Origin of the sequence: uncultured Caldilinea sp. (genome assembly GCF_937128415.1) — a bacterium.
Classification (GTDB): domain Bacteria; phylum Chloroflexota; class Anaerolineae; order Caldilineales; family Caldilineaceae; genus Caldilinea.
The window spans coordinates 12,789-34,041 of the sequence record NZ_CAKZMJ010000034.1 but is presented as its reverse complement, the minus strand read 5'-3'; the positions used below and the strand labels follow the sequence as shown (position 1 = coordinate 34,041).

The following is a 21,253-nucleotide window of genomic DNA, read 5'->3' as shown; positions in this document are numbered from 1 at the left end:
TCTGGCAAAGACTTTCCCGCCGCACAGCCAAAACGGGCGCAGATCAAAAACGCCGGTTCAATTCAAATCGTCATCGTAGACTCACCCCAATGTCGGCGCCGCTGGGGACTTTTTTGCGCCTGCCGAAGTCTTTCTCCGTGCTTTCGGGGTGAATCACAACGTTGCGGCCGATCACCATCCCTTCTGGAATGACCGAGTGCTCACCCACCAATGTAAGGCCGGTGTTGAGCACGGATGGCATGGCTTTGTTGGCGGTGTTGTCGTCGCCGTCGCCGACGCGCGCACCTGCGCCGATGTGCACGCGCTTGTCGATGACGCAGCGATCGACGACGGCGCCCGCCTCGATGATCGTGTCGGCCAACACTACGCTGTCGCGGACAACCGCGCCTTCGGCTACGCGAACACCCGGCGAAAGGATGCTACGCTCGACGACGCCGTCTACCCAGCAGCCATTGGAGATCAAGCTGCCGCCAACCTGCGCGTTGCCTCCAATTTTGACCGGCGCCCGCTCCTCGCTGCGCGTGTGCACCACCCAGTCCGGATCGTAGAGGTTGAGCGCCGGGTCTTCGGCCAGCAGGCTCATGTTGGCCTCCCAGTACGCCTGGACGTTGCCGACGTCGGCCCAGTAGCCCGGGAACGCATAGGCGCGCACACACCATCCCTGAGCGATCATGGCGGGCAGCACGTCTCTGCCGAAGTCAAGATACTCTTCGTGCGCCTGGAGCGTTTCCATCAGCAAATTCTTGCGGAAGACATAGATGCCCATCGAGGCGAGCGTCTCGCGCGAGCGTTTGGGCTTTTCGCGAAAGTCGACGATGCGGTCGTCGGGGCCAAGCGTGACGATGCCGAAGCGATGCGTCTCGTGCGGGTTGACCCGGCGCACGGCCACCGTCAGGTCGGCGTTGCTTTGGATATGTTGGCGCAGCATCGGGCGATAGTCCATCAGGTAAATGTGGTCGCCGGCCAGGATCAAAACATGCTCCTCATCCTGTTGGGCGACGAAATCGAGGTTGCGACGCACGGCGTCCGCCGTGCCCTTCTGCCAGTCGCCGTAGCGCCCGCCGCGATAGGGTTGCAACAGCCGCACGCCGCCTTGGGCGCGATCGAGATCCCACGGTTTGCCGATGCCGATGTGATCGTTGAGACTGCGCGGCTTGTATTGCGTGAGGATCGCCACATTGAAAATGCCGCTGTTGACGCAGTTGCTGAGCGGGAAATCGATGATGCGGAACTTGCCGCCGAAAGGCACGGCGGCTTCGGCGCGCACCTCGGTCAGGACGCTGAGCTCTTCGCTGGAGCCGCCGGCCATGATCATTGCAAAGGCGTTTGCCATACGTTCACCTCGCTGGAACAACTGTGAGGAGCGAACAGCGCCGCCGCTGCGCCCCTTGCACAGAAATGGGTCTTAAAAACTAGATCGTCTTGCCGTCCGGTACAATTCTATCCGGTGGAAAATCCGACTCGTCCCGTCTGCTGTTGATCAACACATTGCGGCCGATCTGAGCGCCGTCTGGGATGTAAGCGCCCTTGCCCACGACGGTGATGCCTGCGAAAAGTCGATCCGGCATCTGTTCGTTGGGCGTCTCTTTGTTGCCCACGCCGACGATGGCGCCTGCACCCACCACCACTTTTTTGTCGATCACGACGCAATCCAGCCGGGCGCCGGGGCCCACCCAGGTGTCGTTCATGACGACGCTGTCCTGCACCACTGCGCCCGGGCTGACATAGACGCCCGGGCTGAGCACACTGTTGACCACCAGCCCGCGGATGATGCAGCCGTTGGAGATCATGCTGTTGACGATTTTGGCCTGCGGGCCGATTTTCACCGGCGGCCGCTCCTCAGATTTGGTGAGGATGGGCCAGTTGTCGGTGTAGAGATCGAGCGCAGGCGAAGGCCCCAGCAGCGCCATGCTGGTCGACCAGTAGGCGTCGATCGTGCCGACGTCCACCCAATATCCCTCGAAACGGTAGGCGTAGACGCGATCGCCCGCTGCGATCATGGCCGGAATGACGTCCTTGCCGAAGTCGTTGCGCGGCTTCTCCGGCCGCCCTTCGCTGAGCCGACGTTCGAGCGTGTTGGCGTTGAAGACGTAAATGCCCATCGAAGCCAGGTTGCCCTTGTCTCGATCCTTGGGTTTTTCATAAAATTCGATGATGCGCTGCTCCTCGTTGACCACCATGATGCCGAAGCGATGCGTCTCTTCGAGCGGCACGGGCATCACGGCGATGGTCAGGTCGGCTCCTTTTTCCAGGTGATAGTCGATCAGCGGACGATAGTCCATTTTGTAGATGTGATCGCCCGACAGAATCAACACATTGTCGGCGCGATTTTCATGGATAAAGTTGAGGTTCTGATAAATGGCGTCCGCCGTGCCTGCGTACCAATATTGTCCCTTTCGCGCCTGATAGGGCTGCAACAGGCGCACGCCGCCGCGACTGCGGTCCAGGTCCCACGGCTTGCCGATGCCGATATGGTCATGAAGGCTGTGCGGGCGATACTGCGTCAACACACCCACCGTGTAGATGCCGCTGTTGACGCAGTTGCTGAGCGTGAAATCGATGATGCGGAACTTACCGGCGAAAGGCACGGCCGGTTTGGCGCGCTCCTCGGAGAGCACCGTAAGCCGCGTGCCCTCGCCCCCGGCCAAAATCATGGCGATTGTTCTCATGGCCTTCCTTCCTGTTGAGGTGTGCATCTGGAAGTCTATGTTTCCTAATTGTAGAAGAAACAGTGCGATTCGACAACCTGATAGCAAACCGAACGGCGCCAGCCTGCCTGCGTTGCGCCAATGGCGAATCGCTCGAGGCGCCAGGCCCCAAAAGCCAGAGTGCGCTGCTTGCTTTCCCGGCGCAGCAGTGATACGCTGGCCCCATGACGCAGGAGGATCGCACCCGCTGGAATGAACGCTATCAGAGCGGCGATGCGCCGATCGAGGCCAAGCCCAACCGGTTTTTGGCGGCGCATGCACAGATCGTCGACGACGTGGCGACGGCGCGTCGTCGCACCGGAGAAACGCCCGCCGCGCTTGACCTGGCCTGCGGCGCCGGTGGAACCGTCCTCTGGTTTGCACAGCGCGGTTGGCGCGCCGTCGGCGTCGATGTGAGCGACGCCGCGCTGGCGTTGGCGCAGGAGGCCGCCGAACGCCTGGGCGTCTCCGAACGCGTGGCGTTCATCCACGCCGATCTGGATGTATGGCGCCCGCCGGCGAATGCTTTCGACTGCGTCACCTGTTTTTATTTTCTGGATCGTCGGCTATGGCCATGGCTGCGCGCGGCCGTCCGTCCAGGAGGGTTGCTGGCCATGCAGACTTTTCATCGAGGTGCGCTCAAAATTCGTCCGAATTCCAACCCCGACTATTTGCTGGAAGAAGGCGAGCTGGCCCAGCTCGTCAGCAGCTGGGGCTGGAGACTGCTCGCCACGGCGGACGATGAGACCGCTCAAACCACGGAAGCCATCCTGGCGCAGCGCCCTGAAGCCGTAGAATCATGAATGAATCGAGCAAGAGTTGGCCGTGTTGCGTGGTGCGTGCTCCGTGTTCCGTGACAAAACACGCACCACGTACCACGCAACACGCACCACGCAACATATCCAAAAACTCACAAAGAAGAAAGAACAACTATGAAACAAGACCTCGATCGCCTGATGGAAGAACGCAATCTCGACGCTTTTCTGGTGCTCGGCGACTCCGCCGGAAATCCGGTCATGAATTATCTGACGCGCGGCGCCCATCTGGAGCGCGCGCTGATCGTCAAGCGACGCAACGGGCCGCTCACGCTGATTCACGGCGGCATGGAGCGCGACACGGCGGCGCAGACAGGGCTGCGGCTGATCGATCGCGACGCCGTCTATAATCCGATGCGCTATTTGCAGGAGCACGGCGGCGATGAGTTGGCGGCGCAGGTCGCCTATTTTACGGACGTGATTCGCGATGAAGGACTGCAGGGGCGCCTAGGCGTCTACGGCATGTTTGACGCCGGCGCCGCCATGACGCTGCTGAACGCTCTGCAGGCGCAAGTGAGCAACGTCGAGCTTGTGGGCGAATTCGGCCGCTCCCTGTTCAGCCTGGCGCGCGAGACGAAAGACGCCGATGAAATCGCAGAGATGGCGGAGGCGGGACGGCTCACCAGCTTGATCGTCGGCGATGTGCAGGAATTTATTCGCAGCCACGCTGTGCGCGGAGAGGTCGTGGTCAAGACCGACGGCGAGCCGCTCACCGTCGGCGACGTGAAAGCGTTTCTGCGCGTGCGCGCCCTTCATTATGGTCTTTTTGAACAGGGCGACACGATCTTCGCGCAAGGAAGAGAGGCGGGCGTGCCGCACAACCGCGGGACAGAGTCCACGGCGCTGCGGCTGGGTCAGTCGATCATCTTCGACATCTTCCCTCGCACGGGCAGCGGCTATTATCACGACATGACGCGCACCTGGTGTCTTGGCTACGCCACCGATGAAGTGTATGCAACCTATGAACAGGTCAAAGAAATCTTTGACCGGGCCATGGCGGCGGTGAAGATCGGTCTGCCCTGTCGAGAGTTGCAGGCGATGACGCTCGACTATTTCGAGGCGAAAGGGCATCCGACGGCGCGCACTCATCCCGGCGGCCATGACGGCTATGTGCACAGCCTGGGCCACGGCGTCGGCCTGGACATCCACGAAGAGCCGCGGCTCAGCATCGCCCCAGGGAACAACACCCTGTTGGCGGCGGGGCATGTGGTGAGCGTCGAGCCGGGGCTGTACTATCCGGAGCGCGGCTTCGGGGTGCGCATCGAGGACACCATCGCCCTGCAGCCCGACGGCAGTGTGCGCAACCTGACGCGCTTCCCCTATGATCTGGTGGTGCCGATGGGGTGAAAGTTCAGAAGAACTGGGACGTCGCCGACGCCTTCCCGAAAGTTGCAAGCTTTTAACAGAGCTTTCGTGTAATGCGTAGGCGCCGCGGCGAGCAACGTTTCCTTGGGATATCTACAACCCGGCGATCGGTTGGGGGACGCGGCTCCTGGCTGCGCCCCCAACATGAATTGCGGATGATTTCGTGAAAGCGTATTGAGCTTCTGGGCAGGCGAACATCCCCCTATTCGTTGATCCGGACAAAGTCGGCGTTGATCCAGCCGCCCCTTTCGCCGAAGTCGATCTTCACCCAGGCGCCATCAGCGGAGCGTTCGAGCAGCGTGTAGGTTTCTCCGTCGTTGACCAGGCCGATGATGCTGCCCATGGCGCCCGGTTGAGAGCGCACGATGACGCGCGAGCCTCCGCTGACGATAGTCACCGTCGCGCCGACGGCCGCCTCTTCGGTGGGCTCCGGCGTGACGGCGGGCATTGGCTCCTCCGCCGCCTCTTCGGTGGGAGCAGGCGTCGCCTCTTCTGCGGGTTCCGGCGTGGCTGCGGGCGTTGGCTCCTCCACCGCTTCTTCGGTGGGGGTGGGCGCAGCCTCTTCGGTCGGCGCTTCCGCCTCAGCAGGGCGCGCAGGCTGGGCGATTGGCGAGCCCTCGAACGGCGTTGCGCCGTAGGGCAGCGCTTCGGCGCCGGTGACCACGGCAATCGCCGTCTCAAGGAGCGGGTCGCCTTCGGCGAAAAGCGTCTCCTCTGTCACAGGCACGCGCACCGTGGGCGGCACGCCTACGCCTTCGATGATGAGGTTGCCTTCCATGTCGACCGGACGGCCGATCGAGATTTGCAGGTACTCGAACTCCGGCATCAGGAAGAGATTCTGCGAGCCGCCCAGCCCGGCGGTGGGATAGTGGGCCACGACGTTGGCGCGATCCTGTTGCGTCATAGCGTAGGTGAAAAATTCACAGGCGCTGCCGCAGTTCGGCCCGGTGATCACCGCCACCGGCCCTCGATAGCGTAGACTCTCATCGGGCAGGTAGAAGCGGTCGATTTGATCTGGATCGAAGTAGAAGTCGCCCAGGCTTTCGTCGTAATAGCCGGTCTGGCCCAGCTCCAGCGGCTCGTCGAAGAAGTAGGCCGCCATCTGATCGGCCAAAAAGCCGCTGCCCCCGCCATTTTGGCGCATGTCGATGATCAGGCCGGGCGCCTGGAAGCGGTTGAGCGTCTGCATCATGCGCTCCCACAGTTGCACGGTGAGCAGCTCGTTGTCGGAGAAGCTGTAAATTTTGACGTAGCCCAGCCCGTTGTCGAGCAGACGGAACTCGACAGGCAGCTCGGCGCCGGTGCGTCCCACGTTGAACGATGAGATGCGGAAGCTCTCGCTCTCAGCTTCGCCGGTGAGCACGACGGTCTGCGCTTCCTCGTCGCCGGGGTTCTTGAAGGTGATTTCGACCTCTTCGCCGATGGGCACGCGCGTGGCGTAGCGTAGCTGCTGCAGACGGCGCACATGGTCGGTCGAGAAGGGCGAAGAGAAGGGCACGATCGAATCGACGTAGTCGTCGATCGGCTGCCCGTTCCAGGTGAGGATCTCGGCGCCGAGCTGAATGCCGGCGCGCTCGGCGGGGCTGTTGGGCGTGACGAAGTTGACGATCGTGCGACCGTCGTCGAGGTCTCGAATGGCGATGCCGACGCCGCCGCGCGTCGCCTCGATGAAGTCTTGCTGGATGAACGGGCCGCTCAGGTGACCGTCCGGGATCGACCAGATGAAATCGCGCAGGGCGCGGCGGTAGGCCAGTGCGTCATTGTTGGCCTCGGCTTCCTCGAAGCGAGGGCGAAACTCGGCGGCTTTGGCATCCCAGTCGATGCCCTTCAGCTCGGTGAAGGCGTACTTGCGGCGGAAGAGATCGATCATGGCGTCGAAGGCTTCGGTGTAGCTCAGGTCGGAGAAGTCGTCGAGCGTCAGGCTCTCCGGCTCGATCAGCACCATCTCCGGATAGCGCGAGCGGTCGAAGGTGAAGGGGTCGGTGTCCAGATCAACGATCGTGTAGCCGGCGGGCAGTCGCACGATGGGGTCGTCTGCGGTGAAGAGCTTGCCGTCCTCGCCGAAACCGCTGGGGAAGCCCTGTTGGTCATCCGGCGCCCAGACGATCAACTTGCCGCCGATGATTTCGCCTTTGCCGCTGGGGTCGGTGGCTGCGCGCGTGGTGGCGAACGCCGTCGACCAGCCGCCGCCGCTCTGATCGCGCTGCTCCAGGAAGGGATCGCCGAAGATGTTAGTCCAGTAGGCGATGGCGAAGACCATGACGCCTGTGTCCTCGCGTCCGTTGTTGTCGACGTCGCGCAGCGTGCCCTGCGGCTCGATCGGCAGCGAGAGCGTCCACTCGAAGGGCGGGTCGAAAAAGTCGCCCAGAATCTGGCCTAAAACCTGCGATTCCTTGGGGAAGATAAATCCTTTATTGCGATCGATGAAACCCGCCTGATCCTCCAACACGATCAGCGGCTGGGCGACGCCCAGGGCGACCAACGGATTGCTGTAGTCCATAGTCCCGCGCACGATGACGGGGCCGCCCTCGTCGTTGACAATTTCAGCCAACGGCGGCTCTTCTTCCTGCGCATGCAACAGGACGACCGGCGTCAACACCAACGCCAGCAGCAACAGCGCCGTCAGCAACGATCGGGTGTGATTCATAGCTGCCTCCCTCCTGGTGTGGAATGACAATGATCCCCAGAACTTAGCCGTGAGCGTTCATAATCGATGACGTCGTCGAGGATTTGTGCGAGTGTGTATTTGGGCGTCCAGCCGATGGCGTTGCGAATTTTGGTTGTGTCGGGAACGCGGCGTTGCATATCTTCAAAGCCGGGAGCGTACGCCTCGCTGTAAGGAATATACTGAATCGGCGAACGGCTGTCTGTGCGTTCAATCACGGTTTGAGCAAGCTCGGTGATCGTCACCTCGTGGCTGCTGCCGATGTTGTAAATTTCCCCCGCCGTAATGTCCGGTCGGTCGAGCAGGTCGATGATGGCGCGCACCGTGTCGCGCACATGACAAAAGCAGCGAGACTGCGTTCCGTCGCCGTAGACCGTCAACGGTTCATTGCGCAGCGCCGCCTGGACGAAGCGCGGCACCACCATGCCGTAACGACCGGTCTGCCCCGGCCCCACCGTGTTGAAGAAACGCGCAATCGTGACCGGCAGGCCGAACTCCCGATAGGCCGCCAGCCCCAAAAATTCATCGAGCAGCTTGCTGGCCGCATAGCTCCAGCGGCTGCGGCTCGAAGCGCCGAGCAGCAGGTCATCCTCCTCAGAAAAGGGCGCCTTGACGCCTTTGCCGTAGACTTCGCTGGTGCTGGCCAGCAGCGTGCGACAGCGATAGCGTCGCGCCGCCGCCAGCACAGCGTGGGTGCCAAGCACGTTGGTCTCGATCGTCTCGGTCGGTCGCTCCACCACCAGTTGCACGCCGACCGCCGCCGCCAGGTGCACGATGGCGTCCGCCTCGCTGGCCAGCCGATCGAGCACAAGCGCATTGCGCAGGTCGTCGATGGCGAAGGAATAGAGCGGATGATGCGCAAAAGCGCGGATATTCTCGAAACTGCCCGTGCTGAGGTTGTCGAGCACCGACACCCGATCCCCGCGTTCCAACAACGCCCGCGCCAGGTGCGAGCCGATGAAACCGGCGCCGCCTGTGATCAATACTTGCATACAACGCGTCCAGTCGAAACATCAGGATGGAAACGCACAACCTTCCGCCTTCCAAGGGGCGCAGCTCATAGCTGCGTTCCCTCGAATTTCCCAAGACCTTGCGGTCCACCGAGAACGTGCGGCTGAGCGCTGCATCTGGCATCGTAAAATGCGCTCATAGAAGTCATCGCCTCCGGCGTGACACGGTGATATGCCAGAATTTGTGGCTACGAGCCGCAGCTACGATGCCGCGCGCAAGGTCGATGCGGCCTATTATCCTACGATCTTGAGCGATCCGCCAATCGCTCTTTGACGCCTGCTTTTGATGCGGGCTACAATGTTTGGGTTATGACGAGCGAGTGGATTTTCGACCTCTTTCTCGATTTGACCGAGGACGGCTATCGGGCGACGGTGCGCAGCTCCCCTGCAGGCGCGGCGACGATTGCGTTCGAGCCGCCCTTTCAGCGCCGCGATCAATACGCCGTCGTGCAGCGGCTGCTTGCAGACCCCGGGGAAGATGAAACGCAGCGAAACGCTCAGTTTGCGCTGGCGCGTGAGGTCGGCGGCAAGCTCTTTCACGCCATTTTCGTCGGCCCCATTCTGGAGCTGTGGCAGGAAAGCTGGCGACTCGCCTACACGAGCCGCGCCAGCCTGCGCGTGCAGGTAAGCTTCGGCGATGCGCCCTTTCTGCGCACCCTGCCTTGGGAATATCTCTACGACGAGACGCGCGATGAATTCCTGGCGCTTTCCGTGCACACGCCGCTGGCGCGCCGCCAACCGGCCGCCCACGCCTTGCGTCCGCTGGCGGTGGAGCCGCCCTTGCGCGTGCTGGTGGTGATGGCCGGGCCGGAAGGGCACCCGCCGCTCGCCGTCGGACGCGACTGGCGCGCGCTGCTTGACGCCGTCGATTACCTCGCCGCCGACGGCCGCATGGTCTTCGAGCGCTTGCCCAGGCCGACGTTGCTCGACCTGCAGCGTCGGCTGCGTCAGCGCAACTATCATGTCTTGCATTTTATCGGCTTTGCCGTGCACGATCCGCAAACTCAGAGCGGCGTTGTGGTTTTTGAGGACGAAATGGGGCGCGGCCGCGCCGTCAGCGGCGAACATCTGGGCAAGCTGCTGAGCGACCACTTTTCCCTGCGCCTGGCGATGATCGAGGTGCGCAACGCGGCACGCGCAGGGGGGCTTGACCCAGGCGCCGAGGTGAGCGAACAGGTGGTGCGCCGCGGCGTTCCCGCCGCCATCTATCGGCCGTCCAAGCTGCGCACCCGCCCCTCTTTGGCCTTTTTTCACGAATTCTATCGCATGTTGGCGGCGTTTCACCCGGTTGACGTCGCCATGGCCGAGGCGCGCCGCGCGATTCAGCTGGAGGAGTCCGGCGCCGGTTGGGGATTGTCGCATCTGGTCAGTCGCATCCCGGACGGTCGCCTGTTCGAACGCTATGCGCCGCCCGCGCCGGCTCCCAAGCCGCGCCTGTACATGCGTTCCGTGTTGACAAAACGATAAGATGGGCGACCTTACGGAACGTCTCGATACGCTACGATAAACTACACTTTCATGGAGCACTGAGAAAGGAACGAGGCAAACATGAGCAAGGCGGACATCGGCCTGATTGGACTGGCGGTGATGGGGCAAAATCTGGTGCTCAACATGGAGCGCAACGGCTACACCGTCGCCATTTATAATCGCACCACGCGCGTGACGGATGAATTCGTCGCCGCCCATCCGGGCAAGAAGCTGGCGCCTGCGCATACGCTGGAGGAGTTTGTGGCCGCCCTGGAGCGACCGCGCAAAATCCTGATCATGGTGAAGGCGGGCGCCCCTGTCGACGCCGTGCTCGACAGTCTGGTTCCGCTGCTGGAGCCTGGCGATCTGGTGATGGATGGCGGCAACAGCCATTTTGTGGACACCGAGCGCCGCGCTAAAGCGCTGGAGGAGGCCGGACTGCTCTTCATGGGGGTCGGCGTCAGCGGCGGCGAAGAAGGCGCGCTGTGGGGTCCCAGCATCATGCCGGGCGGTTCGCTCGAGGGCTGGAAACTGGTGTCCGACATCCTTTCCGCCATCGCCGCCAAGGCGCCGGAAGACGGCAAACCCTGCGTCGCCTACATGGGGCCGCGCAGCGCCGGCCACTACGTCAAAATGGTGCACAACGGCATCGAATACGGCGACATGCAGTTGATCGCCGAAGCCTATGACCTCCTGCGGCGCGGACTGGGGCTGGAGGCGCACGAGCTGGCCGAAATTTTCGAGGAATGGAACAAAGGCGAGCTGGACAGCTATCTGATCGACATCACCGCCCAGATCTTTCGCAAGATCGACGAAATCACCGGAAAACCGTTGGTGGACCTTGTGCTCGACGCCGCCGGTCAGAAAGGCACCGGCAAATGGACGAGCCAGGACTCCTTCGACATCGGCGCGCCGACGCCGACCATCAACAGCGCCGTGACCGAGCGCATCCTCTCCAGCCTGAAGGCGGAACGCGTGGCCGCCTCCAGGGTGTTGCCCGGCCCGGAGGCTCGCTACACCGGCGATCGTCAGGCGCTGATCGACGCCGTGCGCCAGGCGCTCTACGCCAGCAAGATCAGCGCCTACGCCCAGGGCATGGCGATGTTGCGCACCGCCAGCAAGGCGCGCGACTATGGGCTGAACCTCGGCGAAATTGCAGCAATCTGGCGCAACGGCTGCATCATCCGCGCGCGCTTCCTCAATCGAATCACCGAAGCGTTCAATCGCAACCCGTCTCTGACCAATCTGCTGCTCGATGAGGAGTTTGCAGCCGCGGTGCGAGAACGACTGCCGGCCTGGCGCCATGTCGTGCAGACGGCGGTGGCGCTCGGCGTGCCGACGCCGGCGTTCAGCGCCAGCCTCGCCTATTACGACAGCTATCGCAGCGAGCGGCTGCCGGCCAACTTGATTCAGGCGCAGCGCGACTTCTTCGGCGCGCACACCTACGAGCGCATCGACATGGAGGGCGTCTTCCATTCCGATTGGGCCAACGCATAATGAATCGCTGGACAATCATCCTCGTTTTGTTGCTGTTTCTGGGGAGCGGCTGGGTCTGGTGGACCCAGCCGGACGCCCCTGCGCAAGACAATTCGTCTTCTCTTGCGCCGCAGCCTGCCGTGGGACGGCCTGCGCCCGACTTTGCGTTGCCGACGCTGGACGGCGGCGAATTTCGCCTGAGCGATTATCGAGGCAAGCCTGTCGTGCTCAATTTTTGGGCCACCTGGTGCGGCCCCTGCCGGCGCGAGCTGCCCGCCATTCAGCGCGCCGCCGAACACTACGATGGCCTCGTGGTCTTCGCCGCCATCGACCAGGCCGAGCCGATCGAGCGCGTGCAGCGCTTTGTGGAGGAGGTCGGCCTGACCGTCATCGTGCCGCTGGACGGCGAGCAGCTCGTCGGAGAGCGCTACGGCGTGCGCGGCCTGCCCACCACCTACTTCATCGATGAAACCGGCGTGATTCGCTCGATCTGGATGGGCGAAATGAACAGCATCATCCTGGCCGAACAGATTGCAGGCATTCTGCGATGAAGTGAGCTACGAGTGTAGATGAGCACCGAAGTGATGAATTCAGAGGCCACAAAAAGCAGCGTGTTGCCGCCTCCCGAAGAAAAAGCCCTCTATGTGAATCGCATGTTTGCGCGGATTGCGCCGACCTATGATCTGATGAACCGGCTCATGACCTTCGGGCAGGATCAGCGGTGGCGCCGCGAGATGCTCGATTATTGCAACTTGCCGCCTCACGGCCTTTTGCTGGATGTCGGAACAGGCACAGGCGACATCGCCTACATGGCCATGCGGCGCTATCCGACGGTGCGAGCAGTAGGCTCTGATTTCACCTACGAGATGATGGCGGCGGGCGTCGATAAAGTCCCGGGCTTGCGGTTGCCCTTCATTCAAGCGGACGCCTGTGCACTGCCCTTTCCGGACAACACGTTCGACGCCGTGGTGAGTGGATTTCTCATCCGCAACGTCGTGGATCGCGTGGCGGCCTTCCGCGAGATGGCGCGCGTCACCAAGCCGGGCGGTCGCGTCGTCTGTCTGGAGACGACGCCCCCTTCCAACAGTCCGCTCGGCCCGCTTTTCCGTCTGTACTTCTTTCAGATGGTGCCGCTGATCGGCTCCCTCGTGGCGCGGGATCGCCAGGCGTATGCGTATCTCCCCCACAGCACGGTGGAATTTCCACCGCCCGCTGAACTGGCGCGCCTGATGGAGAGAGCCGGTCTCCACCATGTCTTCTTTGTGGAACGCATGATGCGCTCCGTGGCCATTCACGTCGGCACGAAGCTGCCTTCGCCGGCTCGATAGCAGTCCGCGAACTTTTACATTTCTTTCAGCGTTGAGAACAGCAGAATCATGGAAACATTCAACCTGCATGGAGAACGGGCGGCGCTCCGTGGCAACCCAAGCTTTGTCTGGCGAGAAGGGCAAAATCGTCGCCTGAAGATGATCATAAGCTGGGGGCTGGCGGGCCGGGAGCGCGTCGAGCATATCCTGGTGGATGGCTGCGGCGTCGGCATGTACGTGCGCGCACTGGCGCCATACGCAGAGCGCATAAGCGGCGTCGACATCGAAGCCGACTATCTGAGCGTCGCACAACGCAACGCACCCGACGCCCTGCTCTGCCTGGCTGCAGCCGAGGCGTTGCCCTTCGCCGACCAGAGCGTCGATCTGGCGCTGAGCCATGAGGTGCTCGAGCATGTGGCGGACGACCGTGCGGCAGTGGCGGAGATGGTGCGGGTGCTGCGCCCCGGCGGCCGCGCCGTGATCTTCGTCCCCAATCGCCTCTATCCCTTCGAGACGCACGGCGTTTACTGGCGCGGCGTCTATCATTTCGGCAACGTTCCGCTGGTCAACTACCTGCCGGACGCCTTGCGCAATCGGCTGGCGCCGCATGTGCGCGCGTACACGGCCGCCGGCCTGCGCCGCCTTTTTATCGGTCAACCGGTGCGCATCGTGCATCACAGCCAGGTTTTTCCCGGATACGACAACATCGTGCAACGTCGTCCGGCCTTGGGCAGACTGTTGCGTCGTCTCACCTATGCGATGGAGCGCTCTCCGCTCTGCATCCTGGGATTGAGCCATCTGCTCGTCGTGGAAAAAATTGTGAGGTAGGAAAAAGTTCTCATGCAAGAAAGTCGTCATACAGGAAAGCCTGTGACTTCCATGCAGAAGCCTTTGTCCAAAATGATTTGAACTTGATGCGCAGGCTGTTTGGCAGGATTGGTCAAAACGTGTTACGCTACACGGCTGAGTTATGACAAAACGATTAGACCGACACGACACCATTCTCATGGCCCGGCGACGCAGACAGCGAGCCGAGCAAACAAAACCAAGAATCTGGCTGCGGCTCACCCAACTTCTCCTGATTTTCCTGTTCGTCATCGGCGCCTCAATCGCTGCGTTCACCGGCGTTGTCGCCGCTGCGGTGTTCGGCGTCTATCAGGAATACGCCGCTCAGTTGCCCGACGTCAGCGTAATCGAGCAACAGCAGGATCAATTTCAGACGGTGCGCATCTACGACCGCACCGGCCAGCATCTCCTGTACGAGAGCGTCGACCCGCGCCCCTTCGGCGGCGACCGGCGCTTCATAACGCTCGACCGCATGAGCCCCTATATCTGGCAGGCGGCGGTTGCGCTGGAAGACCGCAACTTTTTTGAGAATCCTGGGATCAACGTACGCGGCCTGTTGCGCGCCTTTGTCTCGAATCTTCAAGGCGGAGCTGTGCAGGGCGGCTCATCGATCACCCAGCAGCTTGTGAAGAACATCTTCATTCCGCCGGAGGAGCGCGCACAGCAGAGCTACGCGCGCAAAATCAAAGAGGTGGTGCTCGCCCTCGAGCTGACGCGGCGCTACCCGAAAGAAAAGCTGCTTGAATGGTATTTGAACTACAACTTCTACGGCAACCTGGCCTACGGCGTCGAGGCGGCCAGCCAGGTTTACTTTGGCAAAAGCGCGCGCGATCTGACTCTTGCTGAAGCAGCCATGCTGGCGGCGATCCCGCAATTTCCGGCGCTCAACCCCATCGACAACCCGGAGGACGCCAAACGGCGTCAGGGCGTCACCTTGCAGGCGATGGTCGAAGCCGGCTTCATCACGCAGGCGCAGGCGGACGCCGCCTTCCAGGAGGAGCTCTCGGTGCGCAGGTCCGTGGCCGAGCGCTTCGACATCCTGACGGCGCCCCACTTTGCGCTCTACGTGCTCGACCAGTTGAAGCAGCAATACAACACGACGGATGATCCGTTCTTCATCTGGCGCAAAGGGTTGACCGTCTACACCACGCTTGATGTGGAGCTGCAGAAATACGCCGAGCAGGTGGCGCGCGAACAGGTGCGCATCCTGCAGGAGCAGGATAAGAACGCCAGCAACGCCGCCGTCGTCGCCATCAAAAACGACACCGGCGAAATTCTGGCCATGGTCGGCTCGCTCGACTACAACAACCGCGAGATCGACGGCCAGGTCAACGTGGCGTTGGCCGAACGCCAGCCCGGCTCCAGCTTCAAACCCTACGTGTATCTGACGGCGCTGCAGAAGGGCATGACGCCGGCGACCATGATTCTGGACGTCCCGACGGCCTTTCCCCAGGCGGACGGCACCTTTTATCGGCCGGAGAACTACGACCGACAATATCATGGTCCGGTGTCGCTGCGCAATGCCTTGGCGCGTTCGTACAACATTCCGGCCATTCGCGTGATGCAGCAGGTGGGCGTAGCCGAGGCGCTGCGCACGGCGCACCGCATGGGCATCAACGGACTGAACCGCGGGTTGAGCTTCTATGGCCTCAGCCTGGTGTTGGGCGGCGGCGAGGTCTCCCTGCTCGACCACACCTACGCGTATTCGGTCTTCGCCAACAGCGGCGTCATGGTGGGTGAGCCGGTGCCGCCGAGCCAATTGCGCAGCGGCTATCGCACGCTCAACCCGGTGTCGATCCTGCAGATTCGCGACAGCGAGGGAAACATTCTTAAGAAATACGAGCAGCCCCAGGCCGAGCGCATCTTCAGCGCCGAGGTGGCGTACCTGATGCAGGACATTTTGAGCGATGACGTGGCGCGCGCGCCCGCCTTCGGCGCCAACACGGCGCTCACCCTGCCCGATCGCAAGGTGGCCGTCAAGACCGGCACCACCAACGGCTTCAAAGACAACTGGACGGTCGGCTTCACGCCGCAACTGACCGTCGGCGTTTGGGTCGGCAACACCGACAACGAGTCGATGCGCAACGTCACCGGCCTCTCCGGCGCTGCGCCGATCTGGAACGCAGTGATGCGCAAATATCATGAGAACGAACCCCCGCGCTGGTATCCGATGCCGCCTGGCGTAATCCAGCGCGTCGTCTGTATGCCGAGCGGGCTGCTGCCGACGCCCCAGTGTCAGGAGCAGCGCACCGAGATCTTCGTGGCCGGCACCGAACCCACCATGCTCGACAACGTCTGGCAGGAATTTGAGATCGACCGGGAGACCGGGCTGTTGGCCGGGCCGGCGACGCCGCCCGAGCGCATCGAGCGCCGCGTCTATATGATCCTGCCGCGCGAGGCCGCCGACTGGGTGGCGGAAAACGGCATCCCCCAGCCGCCCACCACGATGGCGTCGCTGCGCCCTGAAGATTTCGACCCGGACATCGCCATCATTCAGCCGGCGTTGGGCAGCTACATCTCCGGCGAGGTGGAGTTCATCGGCAACGCCCGCGGCGGCCCCTATCGACTGGAGATCGGCGCCGGCCTCGATCCGACGGAATGGATTCAAATCGGCCCGGAGCACGGCGAAGAAGTTCAAAACGGCGTGTTGGAGCGGCTGGACACCCGCACCCTGGCCGAAGGGCTGTACATGGTGCGGCTGACCGTCAACCGCGGGGACGGCGTGCGACAGGTGGCCATCCCTGTGACCATCGACAATACGCCGCCGACCATCGTACTGACGGAGCCGCGGCCGGATCAGCTCTTCGTCATGGAGACGGATGAACAGATCAACGTCAACGCTCTGGTCAACGACAACCTGGCCATCGATCGCGTCGAGTTCATGATCAACGGCAGCGTCTTTGTCACAAGCACCGTGGCGCCCTATAACGAACGCTGGAAGATCACCATGCGCGATCTCAACTCGGCGGCAGGCGGGCAGCCATGGCCGGGATTCCAGTCCGACGACCCAGAGGTGCAGCCCGGGCTAGTTGTCACCTATCCCGGCGGCTTCCAGGCCATTGTCACCAACGGCGGCGTCTACTTTGAAGGACATCTTTTCAAGGCGATCGCCTACGACGCCGCCGGCAATCGAGCGGAAAGTGCAGAAGTGCGGGTCTATGTGCGCCACCGCAAACAATAAACGAGGACTTCGAGGATGACAACCATTTTGGTGACGAATGACGACGGCGTCTTTTCGCCTGGGTTGCTGGCGCTGAAGCAGGCGCTGACGTCGATCGCCGAGGTGATTGTGCTTGCGCCGGAGCGCAACTGGAGCGCTTCCAGCCATCTCAAGACGATGCATAAGCCTCTACGCATTCACAAGACGAAGCTGGCCGACGGCAGCCCTGCCTACAGCAGCAGCGGCAGCCCGACCGACTGCGTGGCGTTAGCGATGGGCGGAGCCCTGGAGGTCATTCCAGACATGGTCGTCGCCGGCGTCAACGCCGGCTATAACCTCGGCGTTGACGTGACCTACAGCGGCACGGTGGCGTGTGCGATGGAGGCGGTCATCAAAGGAGCGCCCGGCATTGCGGTGAGCGCCTCCTTCTTCGAGGAAGAAGACGCCGACGCCGCTGCCGTGCGCCGCAGGGCGGGCGAGGTGGCCTGCGCCATTGCGCAATATGTGCTGCACAACCCCCTTCCCGAATATACGCTGCTCAACGTCAACGTGCCTGCAGCCGACTTCGCCGGCGTCCGCCTCACGCGCATGGGCCGACGTCATTACGACGCCAGCGAGGTCGAACAGCGTCGCGACCCCTATGGACGCCCATACTACTGGTTGGGCGGCTCGCGACCGATAGACGAAGACGATCCGGACACCGACGTCGGGGCGATCCAACAAGGATACGTCAGCGTGACGCCGATCTCGCTGGATATGACGCACTATGCATTTTTAGAAACTTTGCGCATCGAACGGCCGGCGTTTTCGTTGGATGGGCTGAGGGTAAAATAGGATGGTTTTTGCAGCAAAGCCTGCGCCTGCGCGCTGGGAGGGCGTTGCAGTCATCGTCTGGATCGTTCTGATCGATCTGCTGATGGTGGTCTGGGCGCTGCGTCGCCCGATCGATCTGCTCCAGTTTGTGCTCTTTCTGGCGGTGGTGCTCAGCATTCCTGTGCTCATTCACCTCATCTATCGCACCTGGGCCGCTTTCTCGGTCGAATATTGGATCGACCGCAACGCCGTGACCTTGCATTGGGCGCATTTTCAACAGGTCATCCCGATGCAAAGTGTGCGCGAGATCGTGCAAGGGGCGCCGTGGTTGGAGGCGCCCAAAGCCAACCTGCTGCGTTGGCCTCTTCCGTTCCTCGACGTCGAGGCGCAGCCCTCGGCGCAGTCGATTCACCTCTGCGCCACGCGCCCCCCCTCAGAATGCATCACATTGAAGACGGACGTCGGCGCGTATGTGCTGTCCCCGTCCGATGAAGTGGGCTTCATCGAGGCGCTGCAGGAACGGCGCCGACTGGGCGCTACGCAGAATGTCCAGCCGGAGCGAGTGCGACGCACCTGGCTCGCCACCACTTTGGGCGCCGATCGTCAGGGCCTGTGGCTGTTAGGGATCGGCTTGGTCGGCGTGCTTTTGCTCTTCGCAGTGTTGACAATTCGCTTCCCCGATTTGCCCGACGTTCTGGCGGTTCGTTACAATAGCCAGGGGTTGCCGGTCGAAATTCGCGAAAAAACGGTGTTGTTTCGGCTGGTGTTCATCGGGTTGTTGGCGTGGGCCGTCAACGCGATCGGCGGCGTCTGGCTGGCGGGTCAGCGGCATCAGACTGCAGCGCACATGCTGTGGGGAGGCGCAATTGTCGTACAGGTGTTTTTGCTGTTGGCGTTGATTAGCCTGATCGCTTGAGGGGATGCCTTTTTGTGAGCAATGCAAGCCAGACGGTCTTTTTGAGCATCATTATTCCCGCTTACAACGAAGAGCGGCGGCTGCCCCCTTCCCTGGAAAAAGTCGTCGCCTTCCTCCAACAACAGGCGTATAAGAGCGAAGTGCTCGTCGTTGAGAATGGCTCCACCGATCGAACGACGGAAGTGGTGCAGGCTTTCATCGACGCCCATCAGGACGCCGAAGGCAAGGTGCGCCTTGCGCTTCTGCACAGCAGCCCTGGCAAAGGCGCCGCGGTCAAGGTCGGCATGTTGGCGGCGCAGGGGGACTACCGCTTCATTTGCGACGCCGACCTCGCCATGCCGATCGAGGAGATCGTCAAATTTCTGCCCCCGGTTCAACCCCCGGAAATGTTTGACATCGCAATTGCAAGCCGGGAGGCGCCGGGCGCCGTGCGCTACAACGAGCCTCTCTATCGTCACATCATGGGTCGCGTCTTCAACTTTCTGGTGCGCATGATGGCGGTGCCGGGCATTCAGGACACGCAGTGCGGTTTCAAGATGTTCACCCGTCAGGCGGCGTTGCACCTCTTTCCGCTGCAACAAATTGAAGGATGGAGCTTTGACGTCGAAGTGCTCTACATTGCTCGCCAGCACGGCCTGCGCCTGATCGAAGTGCCGATCCATTGGTACTATCAGGAAGACAGCCGAGTGCGTCCTGTGCACGACACCATCAACATGGTGCGCGAGCTGCTCAAAATTCGTCGCAACGGTCGCGCCGGTCTCTATAACCTGGCCGCCCCTCAATCCACAGTGGACGAAATCCCGGCGAGCTGATCCGCTTTCCTTTTTGCACGTAGTCGCATCGCCAGCGCAATTTGCACCACGTTGGCGACGTAGTGCGCCACAACAGGCGCAATGAGGCTCTGTTCAGCAAGAAAAAGCGTCCCGAAGATCATACCCGCCGCGCCTGCTCCCACCATGCCCCACAGCCCCTGCGGCGCATGCAAAACGCCGAAGAGAATGCTGACGAGCACCATCAGGAGCGGCGCAGGGAAAAGCGGCGACAGACCTCCGATCAATAAACTGCGAAAAAGCAGCTCCTCTAAGAACACGACCGGCCCTAACGCCAGAGCGACTCGGTAGGCTTCAGCTTTGGAGCGGGGAAGAATCATTTCGATAAAACGCTGAGACACAAAGCGCTCGCCCCCCTTTTTGCCGGCCTGGCGGGACAATCCGAGCAAAACCAGCGCCAGCGTCATCCCGATCCCCGCTCCGATCAGCATCTGACGCAGCGGCTGCTGAAACGTCCAGCCGAGTGTGGCGGCGTCGAGCCCGCTGAGAAACCCCAAAACGATGCACAATGCGATCAGAAAAAAGCGCAAGATCGTGTCTACGCGATCGAGCAGCGGGTTCTCGGGCGGCTGCCAGCGTTTCAACAGCCGCGCCGTGGCCAGCGTCGAATAGCTGATGAAAATCGTCACAAGGGACAGACCAACGAGAAAAATCTTGTAATCGCCCTGGATCGCCATGCCCCACCTGCTTTGCCAATTCGCTCCCGATGATGGTATAGTGCCACAACAAGCGAGAAGAGCGATATTCTTCTCTTGAAAAGGAGGCGAAAACAACGGCGTTTTCCCTCCTTTTTGTTTGATATCGGGTTCGCCGTCCGTTGTGTCTACGATCTCTTACAACCATCCGGTTCTTACAACAGTGCTTCAACATCTCTGCAACCCAATGCGCTATACTTGAAAAAGTCAATGCGAGTCGTCGGCTCTCCACAGGATGCACAGGACGAAGTGAACGCAGCGCAATGACATCTGTCCCTACAGATTGTTCTCAATTGCGTGCAAGATGACATATGCGCCTCCGGTCGCTGAAGCGCAGAGATGATTTGATGAATTGCAGCAAAACAGCCTTTCAGTCTGAAAAACTTCTTTGAAAGACCCGAACAGGAGGTCAAAACGTGAAAGTTGTTGTGCTCGTCAAACAGACGCCGGACACCGCCGAGCTCCCCAAAGTGTCGGCGGAAGATGTCCGCAGCGGCAAGATCAAGGCTACGATGGTGATCAACCCCTGGGATGAGTTCGCCGTCGAAGAGGCGATCCTGCTCGGCGATCGCTACGACGTCGAGTCCGTCGCCATCAGCATGGGCTCCCCGGACGCCGTCGATGCGCTGAAGCATGCGCTGGCGATGGGCGTCGGCGGCGCAGCCCTCATCGACAGCAGTGCGCTGAGCGGCGGCGATCTGTGGACCACGGCGGCGGCGTTGGCGGCTGCCGTGAAGGCGCAGGGCGCAGACCTGGTCCTGACCGGCAAACAGAGCGTCGACGACAACAGCGGCGCCGTCTACGCCGGCGTGGCCGCGCAGTTGGGCTGGCCGATGGTGAGCGCCGTCACGAAAATCGTGGATATTTCCAACGGACAGATCACCGTCGAACGCATGGTGGAGGGCGCGCAGGAGACCATCAGCGTGCCGCTGCCCGCCGTGATCAGCGTCGGCAAGGAGATCAACGAGCCGCGCTACCCCAGCTTTATGGGCATCCGCAAGGCGAGCAAAGCCGTGATTCCGTCCACGCCGGCTGCGGAGCTGGGCATCGCCTCCGGCTCGGGCAAGACGCAGTGGACGAACATCCGCAAACCGGAAGAGCGCAAGACAAAGTGCGTCATCATTGAGGGCGCCACTGTGGAAGAAAAAGCCGCCAAACTGGTCGACGCGCTGTTGGCCGAGAAGGTGATATAGGAGACGAA

The 21,253-nt window shown here is 61.8% G+C and carries 17 protein-coding genes; 12 read left to right on the top strand and 5 right to left on the bottom strand.

Annotation, left to right across the window (positions count from 1 at the left end):
• Positions 1–70: 70 nt before the first annotated feature.
• Positions 71–1,333 (bottom strand): glucose-1-phosphate adenylyltransferase subunit GlgD, encoded by a 1,263-nt coding sequence (glgD, locus tag Q0367_RS05690; RefSeq protein WP_297639170.1) that lies wholly within the window; start codon positions 1,331–1,333, stop codon positions 71–73.
• A gap of 79 nt (positions 1,334–1,412) precedes the next feature.
• Entirely contained in the window at positions 1,413–2,669 is a 1,257-nt protein-coding gene (locus Q0367_RS05685) for a glucose-1-phosphate adenylyltransferase (RefSeq protein WP_298981199.1), read from the bottom strand.
• 203 nt (positions 2,670–2,872) lie between these two features.
• Between Q0367_RS05685 and Q0367_RS05680 the strand changes: the two genes are divergently transcribed.
• Together Q0367_RS05680 and Q0367_RS05675 are read left to right on the top strand one after the other, a co-directional pair.
• Entirely contained in the window at positions 2,873–3,490 is a 618-nt protein-coding gene (locus tag Q0367_RS05680) for a bifunctional 2-polyprenyl-6-hydroxyphenol methylase/3-demethylubiquinol 3-O-methyltransferase UbiG (protein WP_298981198.1), read from the top strand.
• A gap of 129 nt (positions 3,491–3,619) precedes the next feature.
• Positions 3,620–4,849: a Xaa-Pro peptidase family protein gene (locus Q0367_RS05675; RefSeq protein ID WP_298981197.1), complete on the top strand. Its 1,230-nt coding sequence runs from the start codon at positions 3,620–3,622 to the stop codon at positions 4,847–4,849.
• Positions 4,850–5,069: 220 nt separating this feature from the next.
• Here Q0367_RS05675 and Q0367_RS05670 read toward each other — a convergent pair whose 3' ends face one another.
• Entirely contained in the window at positions 5,070–7,514 is a 2,445-nt protein-coding gene (locus tag Q0367_RS05670; RefSeq protein WP_298981196.1) for a S41 family peptidase, read from the bottom strand.
• Positions 7,511–8,524 carry an NAD(P)-dependent oxidoreductase gene (locus tag Q0367_RS05665; RefSeq protein WP_297639187.1) on the bottom strand — a complete coding sequence of 338 codons (1,014 nt, stop codon included), beginning with the start codon at positions 8,522–8,524 and terminating at the stop codon, positions 7,511–7,513. The genes Q0367_RS05670 and Q0367_RS05665 overlap by 4 nt, the downstream gene beginning before the upstream one ends.
• A 327-nt stretch (positions 8,525–8,851) precedes the next feature.
• Here Q0367_RS05665 and Q0367_RS05660 point away from each other — a divergent pair, with 327 nt between their 5' ends.
• The 9 genes from Q0367_RS05660 to Q0367_RS05620 all read left to right on the top strand — a co-directional run bounded on the left by Q0367_RS05660 (position 8,852) and on the right by Q0367_RS05620 (position 19,339).
• The gene (locus Q0367_RS05660) at positions 8,852–10,009 is read left to right on the top strand and encodes a CHAT domain-containing protein (RefSeq protein WP_297639190.1); all 1,158 of its coding nucleotides are present in this window, start codon (positions 8,852–8,854) and stop codon (positions 10,007–10,009) included.
• An 81-nt stretch (positions 10,010–10,090) separates the two neighbouring features.
• Positions 10,091–11,506, top strand: coding sequence for an NADP-dependent phosphogluconate dehydrogenase (gndA, locus tag Q0367_RS05655; RefSeq protein ID WP_297639193.1), 1,416 nt, complete (start codon positions 10,091–10,093; stop codon positions 11,504–11,506).
• Positions 11,506–12,036 carry a redoxin domain-containing protein gene (locus tag Q0367_RS05650; RefSeq protein WP_363325838.1) on the top strand — a complete coding sequence of 177 codons (531 nt, stop codon included), beginning with the start codon at positions 11,506–11,508 and terminating at the stop codon, positions 12,034–12,036. Before gndA ends, Q0367_RS05650 begins: the two co-directional genes overlap by 1 nt.
• A gap of 18 nt (positions 12,037–12,054) precedes the next feature.
• Complete coding sequence (locus tag Q0367_RS05645; RefSeq protein WP_297639196.1) at positions 12,055–12,813, top strand: class I SAM-dependent methyltransferase; 759 nt, start codon at positions 12,055–12,057, stop codon at positions 12,811–12,813.
• Positions 12,814–12,861: 48 nt separating this feature from the next.
• Positions 12,862–13,620 carry a class I SAM-dependent methyltransferase gene (locus Q0367_RS05640; RefSeq protein WP_298981195.1) on the top strand — a complete coding sequence of 253 codons (759 nt, stop codon included), beginning with the start codon at positions 12,862–12,864 and terminating at the stop codon, positions 13,618–13,620.
• A 142-nt stretch (positions 13,621–13,762) separates the two neighbouring features.
• Positions 13,763–16,819 (top strand): penicillin-binding protein, encoded by a 3,057-nt coding sequence (locus tag Q0367_RS05635; RefSeq protein WP_297639202.1) that lies wholly within the window; start codon positions 13,763–13,765, stop codon positions 16,817–16,819.
• A gap of 15 nt (positions 16,820–16,834) precedes the next feature.
• Positions 16,835–17,632 (top strand): 5'/3'-nucleotidase SurE, encoded by a 798-nt coding sequence (surE, locus tag Q0367_RS05630; RefSeq protein ID WP_298981194.1) that lies wholly within the window; start codon positions 16,835–16,837, stop codon positions 17,630–17,632.
• A 1-nt stretch (position 17,633) separates the two neighbouring features.
• Positions 17,634–18,527, top strand: coding sequence for a PH domain-containing protein (locus tag Q0367_RS05625; RefSeq protein WP_297639209.1), 894 nt, complete (start codon positions 17,634–17,636; stop codon positions 18,525–18,527).
• 14 nt (positions 18,528–18,541) lie between these two features.
• Positions 18,542–19,339: a dolichyl-phosphate beta-glucosyltransferase gene (locus Q0367_RS05620; RefSeq protein ID WP_297639221.1), complete on the top strand. Its 798-nt coding sequence runs from the start codon at positions 18,542–18,544 to the stop codon at positions 19,337–19,339.
• On the opposite strand, the gene Q0367_RS05615 is transcribed toward Q0367_RS05620, so the two are convergent.
• Positions 19,306–20,034: a CPBP family intramembrane glutamic endopeptidase gene (locus Q0367_RS05615; RefSeq protein WP_297639224.1), complete on the bottom strand. Its 729-nt coding sequence runs from the start codon at positions 20,032–20,034 to the stop codon at positions 19,306–19,308. The two genes, Q0367_RS05620 and Q0367_RS05615, sit on opposite strands and share 34 nt — an antisense overlap.
• Positions 20,035–20,468: 434 nt before the next feature.
• On the opposite strand from Q0367_RS05615, the gene Q0367_RS05610 reads away from it, so the two are divergent.
• The gene (locus Q0367_RS05610; RefSeq protein WP_297639227.1) at positions 20,469–21,245 is read left to right on the top strand and encodes an electron transfer flavoprotein subunit beta/FixA family protein; all 777 of its coding nucleotides are present in this window, start codon (positions 20,469–20,471) and stop codon (positions 21,243–21,245) included.
• Positions 21,246–21,253: the final 8 nt, after the last annotated feature.

What these genes read in the sequence shown, in the direction of transcription:
- glgD (WP_297639170.1), bottom strand. Translation starts at nt 1,333, where the DNA reads ATGGCAAACGCCTTTGCAATGATCATGGCCGGCGGCTCCAGCGAAGAG.
- Q0367_RS05685 (WP_298981199.1), bottom strand. Translation starts at nt 2,669, where the DNA reads ATGAGAACAATCGCCATGATTTTGGCCGGGGGCGAGGGCACGCGGCTT.
- Q0367_RS05680 (WP_298981198.1), top strand. Translation starts at nt 2,873, where the DNA reads ATGACGCAGGAGGATCGCACCCGCTGGAATGAACGCTATCAGAGCGGC.
- Q0367_RS05675 (WP_298981197.1), top strand. Translation starts at nt 3,620, where the DNA reads ATGAAACAAGACCTCGATCGCCTGATGGAAGAACGCAATCTCGACGCT.
- Q0367_RS05670 (WP_298981196.1), bottom strand. Translation starts at nt 7,514, where the DNA reads ATGAATCACACCCGATCGTTGCTGACGGCGCTGTTGCTGCTGGCGTTG.
- Q0367_RS05665 (WP_297639187.1), bottom strand. Translation starts at nt 8,524, where the DNA reads ATGCAAGTATTGATCACAGGCGGCGCCGGTTTCATCGGCTCGCACCTG.
- Q0367_RS05660 (WP_297639190.1), top strand. Translation starts at nt 8,852, where the DNA reads ATGACGAGCGAGTGGATTTTCGACCTCTTTCTCGATTTGACCGAGGAC.
- gndA (WP_297639193.1), top strand. Translation starts at nt 10,091, where the DNA reads ATGAGCAAGGCGGACATCGGCCTGATTGGACTGGCGGTGATGGGGCAA.
- Q0367_RS05650 (WP_363325838.1), top strand. Translation starts at nt 11,506, where the DNA reads ATGAATCGCTGGACAATCATCCTCGTTTTGTTGCTGTTTCTGGGGAGC.
- Q0367_RS05645 (WP_297639196.1), top strand. Translation starts at nt 12,055, where the DNA reads ATGAGCACCGAAGTGATGAATTCAGAGGCCACAAAAAGCAGCGTGTTG.
- Q0367_RS05640 (WP_298981195.1), top strand. Translation starts at nt 12,862, where the DNA reads ATGGAAACATTCAACCTGCATGGAGAACGGGCGGCGCTCCGTGGCAAC.
- Q0367_RS05635 (WP_297639202.1), top strand. Translation starts at nt 13,763, where the DNA reads ATGACAAAACGATTAGACCGACACGACACCATTCTCATGGCCCGGCGA.
- surE (WP_298981194.1), top strand. Translation starts at nt 16,835, where the DNA reads ATGACAACCATTTTGGTGACGAATGACGACGGCGTCTTTTCGCCTGGG.
- Q0367_RS05625 (WP_297639209.1), top strand. Translation starts at nt 17,634, where the DNA reads ATGGTTTTTGCAGCAAAGCCTGCGCCTGCGCGCTGGGAGGGCGTTGCA.
- Q0367_RS05615 (WP_297639224.1), bottom strand. Translation starts at nt 20,034, where the DNA reads ATGGCGATCCAGGGCGATTACAAGATTTTTCTCGTTGGTCTGTCCCTT.